This is a genomic window from Paenibacillus sp. GQ49 (assembly GCF_059759055.1).
In genome coordinates, this window is sequence record NZ_JCAXEL010000001.1 from 480,062 (window position 1) to 497,566 (window position 17,505).

19 protein-coding genes and 1 riboswitch are annotated in these 17,505 nt (G+C 46.1%); of the genes, 4 read left to right on the top strand and 15 right to left on the bottom strand.

What is annotated here, in order from left to right:
- Nucleotides 1-91: 91 nt before the first annotated feature.
- Nucleotides 92-1,045: a pectate lyase gene (pelA, locus tag AC6CIF_RS02210; protein ID WP_498197656.1), complete on the bottom strand. Its 954-nt coding sequence runs from the start codon at nucleotides 1,043-1,045 to the stop codon at nucleotides 92-94.
- Nucleotides 1,046-1,473: 428 nt separating this feature from the next.
- A riboswitch (cyclic di-AMP (ydaO/yuaA leader) is annotated at nucleotides 1,474-1,605 on the top strand.
- 5 nt (nucleotides 1,606-1,610) lie between these two features.
- Here pelA and AC6CIF_RS02215 point away from each other — a divergent pair.
- Nucleotides 1,611-2,075, top strand: coding sequence for a C40 family peptidase (locus AC6CIF_RS02215; RefSeq protein WP_498197657.1), 465 nt, complete (start codon nucleotides 1,611-1,613; stop codon nucleotides 2,073-2,075).
- 73 nt (nucleotides 2,076-2,148) lie between these two features.
- On the opposite strand, the gene AC6CIF_RS02220 is transcribed toward AC6CIF_RS02215, so the two are convergent.
- The 4 genes from AC6CIF_RS02220 to AC6CIF_RS02235 all read right to left on the bottom strand — a co-directional run bounded on the left by AC6CIF_RS02220 (nucleotide 2,149) and on the right by AC6CIF_RS02235 (nucleotide 3,966).
- Nucleotides 2,149-2,478, bottom strand: a complete 330-nt coding sequence (locus AC6CIF_RS02220; protein ID WP_017689352.1) for a carboxymuconolactone decarboxylase family protein — start codon at nucleotides 2,476-2,478, stop codon at nucleotides 2,149-2,151.
- Between the two features lie 141 nt (nucleotides 2,479-2,619).
- Nucleotides 2,620-2,838: a hypothetical protein gene (locus tag AC6CIF_RS02225; RefSeq protein ID WP_056700334.1), complete on the bottom strand. Its 219-nt coding sequence runs from the start codon at nucleotides 2,836-2,838 to the stop codon at nucleotides 2,620-2,622.
- 119 nt (nucleotides 2,839-2,957) lie between these two features.
- A complete protein-coding gene (locus AC6CIF_RS02230) occupies nucleotides 2,958-3,287 on the bottom strand; it encodes a hypothetical protein (RefSeq protein WP_036609615.1) in 330 nt (109 codons plus the stop codon).
- A 97-nt stretch (nucleotides 3,288-3,384) separates the two neighbouring features.
- Complete coding sequence (locus tag AC6CIF_RS02235; RefSeq protein ID WP_036609617.1) at nucleotides 3,385-3,966, bottom strand: xanthine phosphoribosyltransferase; 582 nt, start codon at nucleotides 3,964-3,966, stop codon at nucleotides 3,385-3,387.
- A 204-nt stretch (nucleotides 3,967-4,170) separates the two neighbouring features.
- Here AC6CIF_RS02235 and AC6CIF_RS02240 point away from each other — a divergent pair, with 204 nt between their 5' ends.
- Nucleotides 4,171-5,226, top strand: coding sequence for a YkvI family membrane protein (locus AC6CIF_RS02240; protein ID WP_237176053.1), 1,056 nt, complete (start codon nucleotides 4,171-4,173; stop codon nucleotides 5,224-5,226).
- A 134-nt stretch (nucleotides 5,227-5,360) separates the two neighbouring features.
- Here AC6CIF_RS02240 and AC6CIF_RS02245 read toward each other — a convergent pair whose 3' ends face one another.
- The 6 genes from AC6CIF_RS02245 to AC6CIF_RS02270 all read right to left on the bottom strand — a co-directional run bounded on the left by AC6CIF_RS02245 (nucleotide 5,361) and on the right by AC6CIF_RS02270 (nucleotide 12,075).
- Nucleotides 5,361-6,491 (bottom strand): glycosyltransferase family 4 protein, encoded by a 1,131-nt coding sequence (locus tag AC6CIF_RS02245; RefSeq protein WP_498197659.1) that lies wholly within the window; start codon nucleotides 6,489-6,491, stop codon nucleotides 5,361-5,363.
- Between the two features lie 191 nt (nucleotides 6,492-6,682).
- Nucleotides 6,683-7,231 (bottom strand): GNAT family N-acetyltransferase, encoded by a 549-nt coding sequence (locus AC6CIF_RS02250; RefSeq protein WP_498198187.1) that lies wholly within the window; start codon nucleotides 7,229-7,231, stop codon nucleotides 6,683-6,685.
- 106 nt (nucleotides 7,232-7,337) lie between these two features.
- Nucleotides 7,338-8,378 carry a hypothetical protein gene (locus tag AC6CIF_RS02255; protein WP_498197660.1) on the bottom strand — a complete coding sequence of 347 codons (1,041 nt, stop codon included), beginning with the start codon at nucleotides 8,376-8,378 and terminating at the stop codon, nucleotides 7,338-7,340.
- A 108-nt stretch (nucleotides 8,379-8,486) separates the two neighbouring features.
- The gene (locus AC6CIF_RS02260; protein WP_498198189.1) at nucleotides 8,487-9,290 is read right to left on the bottom strand and encodes a Cof-type HAD-IIB family hydrolase; all 804 of its coding nucleotides are present in this window, start codon (nucleotides 9,288-9,290) and stop codon (nucleotides 8,487-8,489) included.
- Nucleotides 9,291-9,634: 344 nt separating this feature from the next.
- Nucleotides 9,635-10,381 (bottom strand): pseudouridine synthase, encoded by a 747-nt coding sequence (locus AC6CIF_RS02265; RefSeq protein ID WP_498197661.1) that lies wholly within the window; start codon nucleotides 10,379-10,381, stop codon nucleotides 9,635-9,637.
- Nucleotides 10,378-12,075: an RsmB/NOP family class I SAM-dependent RNA methyltransferase gene (locus AC6CIF_RS02270; protein WP_498197662.1), complete on the bottom strand. Its 1,698-nt coding sequence runs from the start codon at nucleotides 12,073-12,075 to the stop codon at nucleotides 10,378-10,380. The genes AC6CIF_RS02265 and AC6CIF_RS02270 overlap by 4 nt, the downstream gene beginning before the upstream one ends.
- Nucleotides 12,076-12,296: 221 nt before the next feature.
- Here AC6CIF_RS02270 and AC6CIF_RS02275 point away from each other — a divergent pair, with 221 nt between their 5' ends.
- Nucleotides 12,297-12,845, top strand: coding sequence for a thioredoxin family protein (locus AC6CIF_RS02275; RefSeq protein ID WP_036670155.1), 549 nt, complete (start codon nucleotides 12,297-12,299; stop codon nucleotides 12,843-12,845).
- Between the two features lie 217 nt (nucleotides 12,846-13,062).
- On the opposite strand, the gene AC6CIF_RS02280 is transcribed toward AC6CIF_RS02275, so the two are convergent.
- The 3 genes from AC6CIF_RS02280 to AC6CIF_RS02290 form a co-directional block, all read right to left on the bottom strand.
- On the bottom strand, nucleotides 13,063-13,545 hold the full coding sequence (locus AC6CIF_RS02280) for a DUF309 domain-containing protein (protein ID WP_498197664.1): 483 nt from the start codon (nucleotides 13,543-13,545) through the stop codon (nucleotides 13,063-13,065).
- Nucleotides 13,532-14,347: a GTP diphosphokinase gene (gene yjbM / locus AC6CIF_RS02285; protein ID WP_036609636.1), complete on the bottom strand. Its 816-nt coding sequence runs from the start codon at nucleotides 14,345-14,347 to the stop codon at nucleotides 13,532-13,534. The genes AC6CIF_RS02280 and yjbM overlap by 14 nt, the downstream gene beginning before the upstream one ends.
- A gap of 134 nt (nucleotides 14,348-14,481) precedes the next feature.
- On the bottom strand, nucleotides 14,482-15,579 hold the full coding sequence (locus AC6CIF_RS02290) for a quinone-dependent dihydroorotate dehydrogenase (protein ID WP_076209015.1): 1,098 nt from the start codon (nucleotides 15,577-15,579) through the stop codon (nucleotides 14,482-14,484).
- Between the two features lie 255 nt (nucleotides 15,580-15,834).
- Here AC6CIF_RS02290 and AC6CIF_RS02295 point away from each other — a divergent pair, with 255 nt between their 5' ends.
- Nucleotides 15,835-15,972 (top strand): hypothetical protein, encoded by a 138-nt coding sequence (locus AC6CIF_RS02295; RefSeq protein WP_017689367.1) that lies wholly within the window; start codon nucleotides 15,835-15,837, stop codon nucleotides 15,970-15,972.
- A gap of 42 nt (nucleotides 15,973-16,014) precedes the next feature.
- Here AC6CIF_RS02295 and AC6CIF_RS02300 read toward each other — a convergent pair whose 3' ends face one another.
- The gene (locus AC6CIF_RS02300) at nucleotides 16,015-17,457 is read right to left on the bottom strand and encodes a L,D-transpeptidase (RefSeq protein WP_498197667.1); all 1,443 of its coding nucleotides are present in this window, start codon (nucleotides 17,455-17,457) and stop codon (nucleotides 16,015-16,017) included.
- Between the last annotated feature and the right edge of the window lie 48 nt (nucleotides 17,458-17,505).

A 17,505-nucleotide genomic window follows, 5' to 3' on the forward strand; every position in this document is an offset into this window, starting at 1 on the left:
TGCGGAATCTATCATGTCAACACTGAAAATAATAACAATAAAGCCCGAAACAGACGTCCATGTCGATTCGGGCTTTACCTTTAACTACAAATTACAGCTTGGAAGGCCAGTTGCCATACCATGCATAACCGCCTCTTCTTTCTTTATCAATATCACTTAATTTGTATTTAACTACCCCATCACGACCAATAAAGATTGGTTTATCCGTTCCGATCTCATAGAAGCGTGCCCAAATTGGTGCAGCTTTGGAATCAGCGATAATTTTACTGTCTCCATTAGCTCTTTCATACTTGTAACCCGTAATTTTCACTTTGTTAAACCAAGCCTCCGCTCCTTTAATGGATGCGGTAATTTTAGCGTTAGCAGGTCTGGTTTTCAGAAATTTAACAATCGTTACACTCTCTCCAGCTGTCAGCGATGGCACTTCGTAGATTCTTGCGCTCGCTGGTTTAAGAGAGCTGGAATCATGTTGTTGTCCCCATGCTGTCAGCTTACCACCTGAAACGACCTGTGTATTCAGAATCGCCTCCACACCTTTGGCAACTGAATTTTTACTGCGGTTAGCAAGTGTGCTGTCGATAAACGAGAAATCACCTTTGCGTGCTGCTACTTCATCCAGCATGATCATTACATTAATCATGGCATCATCATTGTAGGTAATGTGCTTGTGATATCCGGAGCTTTGGTAGACTTGTGGCCATCCGCCGTTTGAATACTGCATGTTGATCAAAAAGTTAATGCCTTTGATTGCAGCTGTGGAGTAACGCGGATCATTCGTCTTTTTAAATTCCTTCGCCAATCTTCTAATTTCTGAGTATGTAGCCTTGTTGTCAATCGTTGACTTCGCCCATTCTCCACTGGTTTGTTTATAATCTTTTCTCCAACCTCCATCTGGCAGCTGGTTCTTCAAAACATCGGAAATACTTGCTGTTGTACCTGATGCATCGGCAGCAGATACGGTTGCTACAGGGAGAACTGCCATTCCAACGGCTGAGAATACCATGGTAAATGCTAGAACAAAAGTAACTATTTTTTTTGCTTTCAAAGATAACACTCTCCTATGTTTGTTTTAATAAATCTTCTACTTCTACTTTACCTATGATACGTGTCCCTAAACCTCCTTTTTTTGTATTTATCGCATAATAAAATCAATTTTAATCCAATATGTGGATTGGATAATCAGATAATATGCAAAAAATCGATTTTTGTCAATATATGCAACTTAATGAATATAATATCTTAAATTCTACATAACGGAATAGTTCTTTTAACTCATGACAAACCTATTCATTTATCCAAAATCACCTTCAACGAATCAATAATGACGTTTTTGTCATGAATGATACCCAAACTTGATGCCCTCTTTCATATAAAAACCGTAATTCCGATAACATTGGGGTACTACGAAGGGTTTTAAATGGGTTTGACAATTACGCATTTATGCAATATAGTTTCAAATAGTTACAAAAACTTAATTATTCATTGCCGAGTTTCATGTTTGAAAACGGGGGAACCATTTTGGGTGAATTATTCTTATACATAGGAAATATAGGGAACCTTCTACCGAACCCTTAGCTAACTCCGTAGGCATCGAAGGGAGAACATTGATTTTGAAAAAACTGATTATCTCCATTTTTGGAGCAGCTGTATTATTTACATCCGGGGCAACAAGCACAGAGGCAAGCAGTATCAACTCCGTAGTGAACAACATGACAGGTATTCCTTACAAATGGGGTGGCACAACTGTAGCCGGCTTCGACTGTTCTGGTTTTATGAGATATCTTTTCAACAAATACAGCATTGAACTGCCACGTACTTCTCAGCAGCAAGCCAAAGCAGGTACTCCGGTATCCAAGAGCAATGTTCGGACAGGTGATCTGGTGTTCTTTAATACAACAGGCAAAGGCATTTCACATACAGGTGTATATATCGGCGGCGGACAATTCGCTCATGCCTCCAGCAGTAAAGGTGTAAGCATCACGAAGTTATCGAATCCATACTTCAATGACCGCTATGTAACAGCACGTCGGGTAACTGGACAGTTTATGTATAATAAAATGTTGGGTAAAATGTAATTCACATGCAAAAAGGCATCGGTTATTAACCGGATGCCTTTTTTGTGCTTATAAATGTATGTTGCATTGCTTACTAATGAAGCGCCTTCTGCACTCGCATCGCACCCTGAGACAGGGCATGTCCTCCTCCAACAGCTCCGGCCACGGCTACAGTCTCCATAATCTCCTGATCTGTTGCTCCCTTGGCACGGGCTTCTTCTACATGGTAGAAGGTACATACCTCATTGTTTGCAAACAATCCAATCCCAAGGGCAATTAACTGTTTTGTCTTCGCATCAATCACGCCAGGTTGGAAACATTCTCCGGTAAACTCATGATACGACTTCACCACACCTGGCAGTACATCGCTTAATGCTCCAATCTGATCCTTGTAGGCATGAACTTTATCATTCATCAATGTCATGGCTTGTAGCACACCCTCTCGGCTATAGTTACAGATCTTCCTCACTGTACCTATCTTCTCTCCCGAGTGAGCCAATTATGCCAAGAAATCATGGTAATTCCAAACATTTAACGCTCATGGCTCTGCCATAATTATGAGCTGTTACTCACTAAGTGGACTCTGGCGCGGCTCGCTGAACAGCTGATATCTGTAACTGCGATCCAGCTTAACGACACGTCGATTCTGACGACGGATAAGCACCTGCTCGCCATCCCAGGCAACAACAATCCCGGTTACATCGTTAGATTCCAGCTCGTCCCGTACGACTCTTACTTTCTCACCTGACAGACGCAGAGCGTCCAGTTCTGTATCACTGATCATCTTCATGGCTCCTATATTCCAAATTTATTTACAAAAAGAGACCTAAATGAAATGTCATTTAGGTCTCACGTGACTGTATTGGACTGTCATGTCATTCGAAATTATGTCCCGACTGAAAGTTACCGCTGCGCGTGCTCTTTGCTGTCGTTCTTCTCGAACCAAAAATCAAGCACTTTGGCGGACATCACACGTTCTTCAAGGTACTCCACTTGATGCGGTGTAAATTGTTCTTTCCAAGAGAAGGACAACTCCTCGCACAAGCCTACAATCGTCAGTAATTCTGACCAGGCAACATAGCGTTTGTACCAGAAAAATTGAGGATGTTCAATCATATAGGGATAAAGGTCATCGAATTCCGTATGTTTACAATCCAGGGCACGTTCAAAATGAACTTTCGATTCCGCCAGCTTATCATTAAAAAATTGTTCTGTTGCCGGTTGGTTCCCCATGGTGTTGCCTCCTCTCCCTAACATAACCCCATTATAAATGAAATCGGCGGTCATGCAAAGGCATAGTTCAAAAAATAGGCCCTATTCCTTTAAAATGTCACATTTCGTTATCGTCAAATTGTACCGTACCATCATTCAGGGAACGAATGCGTACCAAGGCTTCCACCGGAATACCCTGTTCACGAATCGTGCGTGCCCCTGCCTGAAAACTTTTCTCGACCACAACGCCGAATCCGACGAGTTCCGCACCGGAACGCTCGATAATTTTGATGACGCCACGAGCGGCATCTCCATTGGCAATGATATCATCAATGAACAAAATACGGTCATTCTCATGAATGAACTCGCGGGATACCATAATGTCAGTTACAATTCCTTTGGTAAAGGACGGTACACGTTCACAGTAAGCATCAGGATCAGCCAGAAGTGTTTTTTTGCGACGGGCGAATACAAGGGGCACCCCAAGTTCATAGGCTGCGGCAAACGCAACCGGAATCCCTGAGGATTCTACCGTGATTACTCGAGTTACTCCACTTTCACGAAAACGGGCAGCAAACTCACGTCCCATCTCCATCGTTAATGCAGGATCAATCTGGTGGTTCAACAGACCATCCAGCTTTAATACTTGATCCGAGATAACCACACCTTCTTGTAATATTCGTTGTTTCAATAATTCCATGATTTGACCTCCCAAGCCTATCCTATGAGGTAAAAGTATCATATATCTATCCATAAGTTCAAGCGAAATTGCCTGCGTGCTGTCCTTGGGATGCATTTCAAGCCTAAGCTCATTATCGATTGTCATGACTTTCGTGGGTCAAGCATACCTTGTACCATGGTACCCGCATGTCCAAACTATACAGGGGCCTGAGAGGGGAAACACATGAAACAGGCATTTCGGGTGCTGCAGATCGCATTTACATACATCGGAACGGTTGTCGGAGCCGGCTTCGCTACAGGGCAGGAAATTTTGCAGTTTTTTACCCAGTATGGCAAATGGGCCACCATCACCATAGGCTTATCAACCATGCTCTTTGTCTGGTTAGGTACCAAAATGATGCTGATCGCTCACGATACCGGGTCCCGTTCTTATGAGGATCTGAACAAACATTTATTCGGCCACAAGGCGGGCAAATGGATTACCTGGGTGACCCTTCTCATTCTCATTGGCGTGAACAGTGTCATGCTTGCCGGAGCAGGTTCCGTTTTTGTCGAACATCTGGGTTTGCATTATCAGACAGGTCTGATCGTCACACTTGTAGGGTCATATCTGCTTCTGGGTCGAGGCATTCAGGCCATCCTACAAATGAATAGCATTGTCGTGCCCATGATGCTCCTGTTGTCTCTGCTCATGATCACCAGTACCATCCATCATCCAGGTGCTTCCCGATTCATCACACTGACGACAGATTCAAACCCTATTCAAGTGTGGCTGTCTCCACTGTTGTATACTTCATTCAATCTGGTGTTGGCTCAAGCTGTTCTTGTGCCTGTAGGTAACCAGATTCGTAGTCGGAATGTGCTGAAGTGGGGTGGAGTATTGGGTGGAATTGGCGTAGGTTTCATGCTGATGGCAGCTCATTTTGCCATGTCAGCCCAGATGCCCGGCATCATTCAATTCGAAATCCCGATGGGCAGCATTGCCTTTCAACTTGGATGGGCAGTGCAATCTGTATATGTATCCCTTATTTTCATGGAAATATTCAGTACCTTTGTAGCCGATATCTATGGAATGACCTTGCAACTGAGACAACATATACGTGTCCATCCCCGTTTCATTACATTAACCATTATGCTGTTGTGTTACTCACTCAGCCAGTTTGGATTCAGTTCCCTGCTATCCATCCTTTACCCCATCTTTGGAAGTATGGCATTAATCTGGGCTGCCAAATTGGTACTGAACCGCTGGGGCGCCTTTCGTAGACGCAACAATATATAAATCTCACGGTCCATGTACTTCATGAATATGAGCATCCATTTGTCTCATAACCACAAGTCACCGCGGGTACCTTCCCTTAAACATGACAAAAAGCCGCTGTTTATCACAGCGGCTCGCACTTTTTGCTCTACGTTTTAGGCTTTGCCAGGAAACTGTAGATACATCTTTTTTAACTCATTGACCGATCTGCCAAGCGAGTAATGTGTTTTGGCTTTTTCACACGCCGAACGGGCAAGTTCATAACGATAAGCCGGGTCCAGCATCACCTTTTCAAGCGCTTCAGCCAATGCAGAAGGATCTTCTGCCGGTACAAGCAACCCATTGCTACCGTTCTCGATCTGTTCAGGTATACCCCCTACATCCGTACCCACAAGGGCAAGACAACTCAGCGCCGCTTCAGCGAAGACGGAACCAAATGCTTCTGCCCGTGAGGGAAGTACAAAAATATCAAAGAATGGCATGAATTCCTCAGGGTGCAGTGTATAACCATAGAAAATGGTCTCATTATAAATCCCCAGTCGCTGCGCCAATTCTTCCAGATCAGGACGAATCGGTCCATCTCCAATAATATGTAACACATAATCATGACCTCGGCCCTTCAGTTCCGCACAAGCTTTGAAAAGAATATCCAACCCTTTTGCTGGAACAAGCCGACATACCGTAACCAGCTGTGGTATCGCATTATCATGAGGAATCGGCTTAAACCGCTTCTCATCAAATCCATTGGGAATCACACCGATGACATCAGGTTCCTTCACGTAGGGAGCCAGATAACGACGGAACGAATCCGACACCGTCAAGAGGCGCTCTGCCTGGTGTTCGAGCTCACCATATATCGCAAGCAGGAATCGATGCTCCGGTCCATCCGTTTCAATGCGTCCATTAAGGATTAGTTCTCGTTCATAACTGGAGTGTATCGTCTGAATGAGGGGTGTATCCGGGAAAACCGTTTTCATCGCAAGTCCTGCAATTGGGTGGTGGGCATGGATCAGATCATAGGGCTTCTGAATACGCAGTTTGGTCCACCATAGATAATCACGATATGTTTGAATATATTTTTGGACAACAGGACTATCCTGATACTCCGTCCAATCAAACGTTTCGAACTGAACTTCCTCTCTGCCCTTGTTACGAATTCGCTTTGGCAACGAGAACAGATCCATTTCCCACCTCGGGGTTGTAAATCTCTCTTGCATATACGGAATCATAGAGGATACACCTCCGGGCTGCTCCGGAGGAAAGAAAAGCGCCTGCAGCAATCTCACCGTTAGTTTCCCCCTTTCTAACTTACGTACTGCTCTACTATCCATTATGACATAGGGAAGCCGGAACATCTATATTACGATAACTCGTATATACAACATATTCATGAAACGTTCCCCTCAGAAGTAAAAGCTTTAATCCAGCAGTCCATCGCTTGCGTTGTCGTCAACATATTCAATGGATAACCAGAATTTCAGCTCCATAGCTCCACGGGTTTCTCATATGTACTGTAACCATCGGTCTCTCCCAAAAAAGTATACCCGTTCCGCGCGTAAAAGGCGTTCAACGTAGCATTGCTCGCTCCGCAATCTAACCGAACAGTATGTTTGCCTTCAAAATGTATGCCGCTGCTGGACCATTGCAAAATGGACCGTCCCAGACCGCTCTGAGCATATTTTCTTCGAATCGCTAGCCGATGCAGATAAATTGCACCATCCTCGGCATGAGCTTTTGAACCCCAAAGATGAATATCCCAAGGGCTTGGCTGAACCAAAAGGATGACCATCCCCGCTACGTCCGCTCCTTTTTTAAATACAAACACATCCCCACGCCGAATCGCACCTGCCGTATCATGTGAATCTTCACCTTTAAGCAAAGCGTTCCATTGGGAAGAACCTTGGCTCTGTAACCATTCGGCAGTCTCCACCAGCAGCGACATCACATCCTCCGTATCTTCCGGCTTCGCCTGAACCGCTTGAAAACCATCGTTAATATATTCGCTACTGATCCTGAATGAGTGCATCATTGTTCTCCTCCGCTTCCTGATCTCTGTTAAACTAATGGTACTATACCGGGAAATGGATTTTTCGTCAAAATGAGCATAAAAAAAGGTAAAAGGCGGTTGCCCTTTACCCATCTATTTTGGCTTCATCAATAATCTGATTTCGATACAACATCGTCAGGTGCAAGGTGTCAAACTCCATTTCCTTGTCCAACTCCTGCATCAACACTTCAACCAGGCTCTTTCGCTGCATGCTGGTACCAGGAACCTCGTAATCAATGTATCCCGTCAGATCGGAATGAGAAGTGTCTATTGTTGCTGTTCCCACAGGCAATCCACCTCGTTCCTGAAGAAAAAGTTCGTATACCCGGAACTCCCGATCCTTACGCTTCAGCATGACATAACATGTTTCTTCAGCAGCTTCCAGCTCATCCAGATCCGATTCATCGGTATCCTCAAAATCCTCGGAGAAATCGCGATGTACCCACTCTAACGTCTCGAGTTCGTTGCCCTGATGCCACATGCGGATCGTAATCGTATCGATGATATCTTCATCCAGCTCTCTGACCAGCAACTCTGATGCAGCTTCCAATTGATTCTCTTCCGGCTCGTCATACCAGTGTATTTCCCCTTGTACATCAGCGCCATATTGTTTTAAGGAAGCTTCTGCAAGTTCCTGCCCTTCGACATCATTGAATATATACGTCGATATGCTGCGTCCTGCGCTTACCATTTCCATCTCCAGAACCTGATCCCGATCTTCATATGTAAACGATTCGGCTTGTGAAACAGGAATTACCTTATTTCCACTGCTGCCTATATCGTCATAGCTGCCTTCGTCATGATTCATATCATCAGACGGCCACACGGTCTCTGACTCAGGCTTATGCAGAACCGAATGTAATGAGCCACAACTAACCAGCACTTCATAATATGCAGCTTCCAACGCATCTGCAAGAGATCGGACATAGGCATGCACTTTTTCCACGATACGTTGCTCTGTGTCATCTGGCAGAGACTCCTGTTCGATCTGAAGACTACCTGATAAACGATCTCCTTCTCTGTACACAAGGAAAAGTGAGCCTGCAAATTGTCCATTGACCATCACGTCCTGTACTTCTCCACCTGATGTCCGCAGGTCTGCAACCAATTCCACATCATAATTCATCACGCGTCCTCCTCCATTCCTAACGTTATTCTCTTAGGATGCCCCTAAAGACGGTAGATTATGAGGGAAGCGTGCATTTCAAAAATAAGATGTAGGTTAGGATGTAGGTTAGATGGATAACACATATTTTTGGATTGCGTGTGCCACACCCTGCTCGTTATTGGAGAGTGTAACCTCGTCCGCAGCAGCTTTCACCTCGTCCGGTGAGTTATCCATGGCAATGCCTTTGCCCGCAAAGGTCAGCATCGTAATATCATTGAAGTAGTTGCCAATCGCCATGATCTCCGAGGGCATGATTCCCTTCGATTCGGCAAGTCTTTTAAGCGCAGCGCCTTTGGACGCTTCGGGATGCATCAGATCAATAAAAAAGTCACCACTCCGTGTCATATAATAAGGCAGATTCCAGGTAGACCATTCCTGAAGTACTGCATCCATCTGTTCAATCGGACCAAATGCAGTGAATTTCGCCAGCGGTTCTGTCATGTCAACCCACCTCGGTAACTTCAGTGGCTCTGCCATAAAGTTGTAATACATCTCACGCACCTGCAAACCCAAACCTTCCGGTTGATCCACATACAGACCAAATGCTGTATTGATGTCAAAATGCACTCCATTGGTTCGGCAGTAGGATATGATTGGCTCCAGCCCTTGTCCATCTAATGCAAAATGATGAACCACCTCACGGGTATCGACTTGCGCGGTAACGGCGCCGTTATGCGTAATCACATATCCATCCAGTCCCATCTGCTCCATAAAAGGAATCGTGTTGGCAGGACCTCTACCTGAACACAGGACAATCTCTGCTCCCTGACGGGAAGCTTGGATCAAGGTCTCCTGAGTCCATTCGGTAAGTTCATGATGATCATTCAGCAGTGTTCCATCTACATCAAGTGCAATTAATTTATAGGTCATTCTGGCTTCATCCTCATCTGTTAGTAGTCGCACCCACCCAAACCCTCCCTTCCGAGGGAGGGCCCCAGAGGGCTCTGCCCTCTGGACTCCCGTCTTGCTCACCGCTGGTAGGTCGGGGTCTTGCTATGTCACGGTTGTCGTAGGAACGCTTGTTACTGGGCACACCGCTGTCAGCGGCGGTCCCGCCCAAGCTTAACCGGGACCATTACGGGCAGGGTTTCGCTTTCTGCCCGGCTCCCTGCTTCACTTCGTGAAGGACGGGAGCTTTCTCGCCTTCGGCGGTTTGTATCGGGGCTACGCTTCCCTCCACAACTCCCTGCTCCGCTTCGCGAAGGACGGGAGCTTTACTTCCGCAGAAGGCTCAACTCATCTGCGGTTAGTTCACGATAGCTTCCGATCGCAAGATCGGAAGCTAGTTCCAGCTCACCCATGGCCACGCGTTTCAGATAGACCACACGCTTGCCTACCGCCTGAAACATACGTTTCACCTGGTGAAACTTCCCTTCGTGAATAATAAGCGAGATCGACGAGATTGTGCCTTCTTCCGTTTCTTCCTGACCAAGTATAGTCAATTCGGCCGGCAGCGTCTCGTACCCGTCATCCAATTGAACGCCCTCTTTGAAACGTTGCACATCTGCTTCATCCACGTTACCCAGTACACAGGCTTCATAGGTTTTGGGCACATGCTTGCGTGGAGATAACAGATCATGGGCAAGTGGACCGTCATTCGTGAGAATGAGCAGTCCCTCCGTATCCTTATCCAGTCGTCCCACAGGAAAAGGATTGAACACCCGATCCTCTTTGCGCAGCAGATCCAGTACCGTCTTATCTCTGTTATCCTCGGTAGCAGACACGACACCCGGAGGTTTATGCAACATCAGATAGATCATCTCCCGATACACAATCCGCTCCCCATCAGCTTCAATGACGTTGACCTCGGGATTCACCTGTACACCACTGTCTTTCACCGCTTTGCCGTCCACATGGATTCTGCCTTGTTTCACCATCTTTTTGAGTTCACTTCGTGTCCCCACACCCATATGGCTTAATATTTTGTCCAGACGCAGCGTTTGTTTGCCTTTTCCACTCATACCGATGTCCACCTCCAGCCTGCCGGATATTCATTCTTCAGTACACCATCCAGCCATTTCCCCCAGCCAGCGGCATAACCATCTACACATACAAGAACGTACCCTTTGGCAAACGTATCCGCCTTGAGCACCACTCGTTCTTCTTCAATATTTAACGTTTCACCCTTGAGGTATCTCACGGCTTCGCCATCAGCGGATGACAGATTTACGCTACGCCTTGCTTCAGATGCATTCAGAGCACACGCAAGCGGGTGGGACGGAACAAATCGCCCATTCTTGATCTTGCCCATAAACCAGCCTGGACGAATGACTTTCAGTCCCTCCAACCGAGCGGCACCAACCGATGATTGATACACACGATCTCCGTAACATACCGTCTCTCCAGTTAACTCAATCTCCAATTGTTCTTTCATAAACTGACTGTAGATCGCAACCGGATCAATACTTGCCGAATCAGCTCCGCGTCCATGACCCCGTTCCGATTTACGTCCACCGTGATCTTTACCTTTTTTGCCCTGTTTACCCGAATTCTTGCCGCCACCAGCCTGTCTGTCATGGGACTCTCGGGATTCGATTCGCAATAAACGTTCCTTTTTACGATCAGCCTTGGTTATAGCAATTGAAGAAGCAGCAATAGAGTGATCCTTGTTCCCCTCTACTTCAATCCTGGACACATCCACGACCTGCCCATACTCCATTGCTCCTTCTTTAACTACTCCAGGTTGATCTGTTTCTACTTCTTGCCCTGCACGATGCTGCAACACAGCGACATAATGTCCTTCCCCTTCCAAAAGGTGAGGCCACAATCTTGCGGTGCCACGCGTTTGATCCAGTACAGCTTCCGTCTCTTCCGCCTTCTCCGGCATCATCTGACGTACCCATTCCGGACGTCCTGGAGCAAATCCTGTCTCTTCAGGAATGTTCATGACTACGAAATCCCGGTTTACATTCAGGAACTCCGCAATCATCGCTTCGTTTTCCTCCGGCGCAAAGGTACAAGTCGAGTACACGATGGTTCCTCCCGGGGCCAGCAATCGTGCCGCAGTCTCCAAGATATCCCGCTGCATGAGCACACATTTTTCCACCGAATGATGTTCCCACGATTTCACCATGTCTTCATCCTTGCGGAACATACCTTCACCTGAACAAGGCGCATCGATTAATACTTTGTCAAAATAATGAGGAAATGCATTCGCGATCCGCTCGGGCGACTCATTCAAAACAACGGCGTTCCGCACCCCGTACAACTCCACGTTTTTGGCCAGCGCTTTTGTGCGTTCAGCATGGATATCGTTCGTGACAAGCACACCCTTGCCTTGCAGCTTTGCAGCAATCTGAGTCGTTTTCCCTCCCGGAGCAGCACACAGATCAAGCACACGATCGCCAGGCTCCACCTGCAATAATTCAACGGGTGCCATAGCACTTGGTTCCTGTATATAATACAGGCCTGCATGATAATAAGAATGCAGCCCCGGTTTAACACCGTGAGGTACATAGAATCCTGTCTCACACCACGGAATAGGTCTTAGATCAAACGGAGCAATCTCATCGAATTGTTCCATCGATATTTTTAGCGTATTCACTCTCAGCCCCGCATGTGGAGACTGTTCATAAGATTTCATAAATTGTTCAAACTCATCGCCCAGCAAACTTTTCATTCGCTCAGCAAATATAAAAGGTAACTTTACACCCATATTCCCACTCATCCTGTCTTGGTAAGATTGCAATATCGTTTTATTTTATCATATCCAAGCTTTGCTTTCCTATCATATCGTATCTATTCCACTACAGCGTGTAATGTAGTATAATGGCAAGTAGATTGATTCCTGAGCAAAAATTCGGGTGTTTATGTATATTATTCCAACCTTTATTTTTGCCCAAACTAAATTTCGATATGATCGATGGGGGATGTCCAATGAAATCCAAGAAGAAAAAGAAAAGTGCTGCGATCCTTATATTCCTGGGTATTTTAATCATTATGATTGCAGCACTGGTTGTCGTAGACCAGCAATCCAAGAAACAGATGGATTCAGTGGAAAATGCTTATGGCATCGCTGCATCCAAGCTTAATCCAGCTACACGGGAGCTACTTAGTGATCCCAACTATCAACAAATTATTGTTCCCACTGATCTCAAAGCCAAAATCGATAACAAAGACAGCTTTTTTGTTTATTTCTTTGCTTCCGACTGCTCGCATTGCCGCGCCACAACACCTCAGTTGATGCCACTGGTTGACAGTGAAGGTATTGAGCTTCCGCAGTTCAATCTGCGTGAATTCGAAGCAGGATGGACCGATTACAATATCGAGTTCACACCTACACTCGTCTATTATGAGGCTGGTGTCGAGAAAGACCGTATGGTTGGCGGACTGCAAGAGAATGGTAGTGACCAGGGCTACACGCTGGATGATTACAAACAATTTTTCCAAAAATATAAAGGCAGCGCTACTCCTTCGGCAAGCTAACTGATAGATCCGTTTCCACAAGTATCTACAATCAGGCACTTGTATCACCAGACACTGTTCTGTTGAAGGACAGGCTGTGCCACCTGCAATAATCTGAATATGACGCAACATTCAAAAACACCCCGATCGTTCCCTTTACAGGGATCGTCGGGGTGTTTCATAACCATGGAACTTCATATCCATGGGATGCTCATTTGAATGTTAGCGTGATTACGGTTCAACTTTTACTCTGATCCATCGCCTTCATCTTCTCTTCATATATTCGCCCTCTGGTAGGACTCCGGCGCTGCGGAATATTAGGTTTTAGCTCAAGCGATCTTCTAGATATCTCTTGTTCTAAGACCTCATCAACAATTCGTATGGACAAATCCCTATAAGTCACAGACTGAGCGTCAGGCTCAGACAGTTGCTTCACGATTGCCTTTACTTCCTGTACCAAAATCCCAAGCTCAATGCCCAGAGTCGTAGCAGGATAAGGTTCCAGAAGATCAAGTGAGCTCTGTAACATCATCGTTCCTCCGCGGAGATTGCCATTCCTGAAGTGGTATAAACCAACTGCAATTTGCAACAACCCTTTATAGAGAGAATTCCGGTTACGTTCAAGCCACAATTCTTCCAGCACCTCATGACACTCGAAATAATCCTGATCCCGATTGAAGTAGATTAAGTAGTCAACGTACAGTGGCTCATAGATGCTCATCCGGGTTTTCGCCCTTTCTGGCGTTGTTCAGAAGTTTCTTCACGTCATCCAGCAAGTCTTTGAGCCCTTCCATATCATGCCGTTCCCAGTAATCGTTAAATCGCTTCTGTGCTTCAATTGCTTCACTGACAAGATGGTAGAAGTATAATTGATGAATGATATTCAATGTTCTTGACACGATATTGGAATCATCCTCAAATGCCTTCTGCGCCTCCAAAATCTGTAGACGAATTGCAGACATCTCGTTGTCCAGTATAAACGCGGCCTCAGCCGTTTTTTTCAACCTGGTTCTCATCTCATCAGGTAACCCTTCCCGAAACTTGTAACTCAGCGAATGTTCAATGGTAGCCCAGAAGTTCATGGCAAGCGTCCGGATCTGTATCTCGGCCAAAACTTTCTTTTGTCCCAGAGCCGTCTGAACGGGATACTCAATAATCATATGGAAGCTGCGATAGCCGCTCTCTTTGAAATTCGTAATGTAATCTTTCTCAATGAGTACCGTGAGATCCTTGCGGCCTCGAATATACTCGGCAACCCGACGGATATCATCCACGAACTGGCACATAATGCGGATACCTGCAATATCCTCAATGCCTGTTTCCACGTCATCAAGCGACACATTCAGTCGTCTGGATTTCTCCAGAATACTGGATATTTTTTTGACACGACCGGTAACGAATTCAATCGGGGCATACTCTTCCCGTTTTTTCAGCTCCGCCCGCATTGTCTTAAACTTGACTTTCAATTCCTCTACCGCTTGTTCATAAGGAAGTAAAAATGTACCCCAGTCTCTACCGTCCATGCTTATGCCTCCTGTCTCTATAGCGTCCCCTGTTCTATTCCATTATACATGATGTTTGGTGGGGGGAAGAGTCCCGAACCATTTTACGCTCTTCCATGCTTCTGTATCTTCATTCCGGGGATCCACATTCCTTCTTAACGATGCTCCGCACCAACCGCTTCAGAGATATGACGATAACCGTCCTTGCGTAGTAACTCACGCAGTCCGGCATGAATACGCCGATTCACCTCAGGTCCTTCGTAGATCAATGCTGTATATATTTCGACCAGACTTGCTCCGGCTTTAATTTTCTCGTATGCATCCTCACTTGTGAAAATACCACCTGAACCGATGATCGGAAGTTTGCCTTCGGTCTGACGATAGATCTGGCGAATAATCTCCGTTGAACGCTCACGCAGAGGTTTACCGCTCAGACCGCCAGTTTCCTTTGCATGTTGGTGGGAAAGTCCTGTACGACTGATGGTTGTGTTCGTTGCAATAATGCCAGCAACACCGCTGTCTGCAATTGTGCGAACCATATATTCAAGTTCCTGATCATTCACATCCGGTGCGATCTTCACCAGAACGGATTTGGTCGCTCCGCCCGCTCGTGCATGCTGCACGTTCATCTCGTTCATAACCGCAGCGAGCAGTTCCTTCAATTCATTCCCATGTTGCAGATTACGCAAATCCGGTGTATTTGGTGAACTAATATTAACCACGAACAGATCAGCATAATCGTATAGTGCCTGAATGCACTTCGAATAGTCCAGGTGAGCTTCCTCATTAGACGTTGCCTTATTCTTGCCGATGTTAACAGCCACTGGAATTCGCCGATCCTGTAGACGTGCCAATTCACCTGCCATGGCTTCCGCACCAAGATTGTTGAAGCCCATTCGGTTCACCAACGCCTCATCTGGAGGCAAACGGAACAGCCGTGGTTGATCGTTACCTGGTTGTGCAAGTGGTGTCACGGTTCCCACTTCCATGAATCCAAATCCGATGGAAGAAAAGCCCGTTACGGCCTGCCCGTTTTTGTCCAGACCCGCAGCCAGACCAACAGGTGTAGGGAAATGACACCCAAACATGTCAACAGCCAGATCAGACGTTTCACGAACGCCGTACATCACACGCAGTCCGGAAGGAACCGGACGGATGCTACCCACGCCACTAAGGCCGCCAATAATCAGATGATGGGCCTGTTCAGGGTCCATTTTGAACAACAAAGGTTTAGCAAGACTTCTGTATAACAAATCACTCACTCCGTTCTGGTCCGGTACGCCAAAAAGCCGTTGTCCGTCTTTTCATATGTAAAAAAACACTCTACTCACAAGTTTATCTGTTTCTTATTAAAAAGGAAAGTAGTTTGCGCATAGACAGCACAAATCGAATAATACAAAATGCTCACAAGAAATCCACCCGCCCACTGGTAATGACGAGTTGAATTCTTTACAATGAGAGCATGGTTACTCTACACCAGTTCTATTCCAAATAAGGAGGAATAACTCATGGCTCCCAAACGTAAACCACCTGCATTACAGCAAAAGAAAGAAGAAGTGAATCGCAAAGCCATTGCATGGACTGCAGCCAGTGTAGGCGGCTTGATCATCATCATTGGTGCTCTTATCATTATTGCCAACATGTAGATGATTCAGGCTGAATCCATCTGATTCTACATATCAAGCAGATCAATTCAGCCAGTGATACGTTTTGTTCGGATTATTTTGCTTTGGAACAAGTGTATGCTGATAACGCTGCTTTGCTTCTGGAACAAGCGTCAGATCTGGCAGTACATCTTCTCCAATGCGTACCGGAGTGCCTTGCGGAGCAAGAGCAAATAACTCTTCTACATCTCCTGTACGCATTCTCACACATCCAAGGGACTCATCCAGTCCGATACTGTCCGGCTCGTTGGTCCCATGGATGGCATAATTCGTATTCGAGAGCTGCATACCTCTGCTTCCAAACTCACCGTTCGAGCGTCCATTCGGATTGACCACTTTATCCGTGATGACAAATGAACCCTCCGGTGTTCGATCACCGCCAAGTCCCACATCATACATACGAACAATGGTATCCCCACTGATTAATGCAAGTTTATGTTTATCCTTATCAATGACAATCTCCAGCGGTTCCTGCAAAAAAGGCTGACCTCCCAGCGTATCTGCAAAAGCGGCATTTTTGCCTTGAGACGAATTCAAAGATGTTGAACCGTTCTCTTTACCATTTGAATCGCTCTTTCCTTCTTGTGCCTTTCCTTGATGCAGAGCTAACAGCTTCGGAAACATCTCGGTCATCCCTTGCGCAGTCTCTCCCAGAATATTGTTCGGAAATGGCTGGGCCAATTGCGTTACACTCTTGGGCCAAACATCATTTTTTTTGCGATAGGCCACGATTGCACTTGATAAGGATGCTGCGGCTTCCTGCTTGGCGGTCCACGCCAAGGCCATCTTTTTGATTTTCGGTGTAACTTCAGGAGGTTCACAGTTGCATTGCTTGGCATCATAACTCTGTGCAGTTAATTTACCGCTTGTATTGGTTTGTACTATGTATTTCACAGGCATATTTCGTTTCCATAAAGACCAGTCATCCGAGGTTTGCATCCCCAGTACAGCAGAGGTCTCTACTTTTGGACCAGACCCGGACCAGGCAGCTGCGAGCGCAGCCTCGCCATGATTACCTCCACCAAATGCCGCAGCAGTGAACACATTGCTTGGCGCAATGGATGCAGTTCCAACCTGTTTATCCGCTTCTACAGGCGCTTCGATGTCATCTGTGGATTCCAGTGCTGCTGACAGTGCGTCGGCCGCTTCACGACTGAAACCCGGAGCGTCCGCAGGTGGCAGACCTGCCAGCACAAGCAGCATGAGCAACGTAAGCCACATTTTGCGTCTACGTTGTTTTTTCTCTTTTTGCTCAGACATTTCCACCAGTTTATCCTGATAGTCTACCCAGATGTCCGCAGGAGCTTTACTGCGTTCAAATGCCTCATAAACCTCGCCCGCTTGCTGAAAGCAATAGTTGGCTTTGGCCTCCTGTCCTTCGCCCAAATACTCCTTTCCAAGCAAGTACCAGGCCATTTTATTGTCGGGATGTTTCTTAACATATGTTCTTAGATGAGTATTTTGCATCCGATCCTCCACTATTTCGCCTTTTTCCGTATATCATTATATATCGGC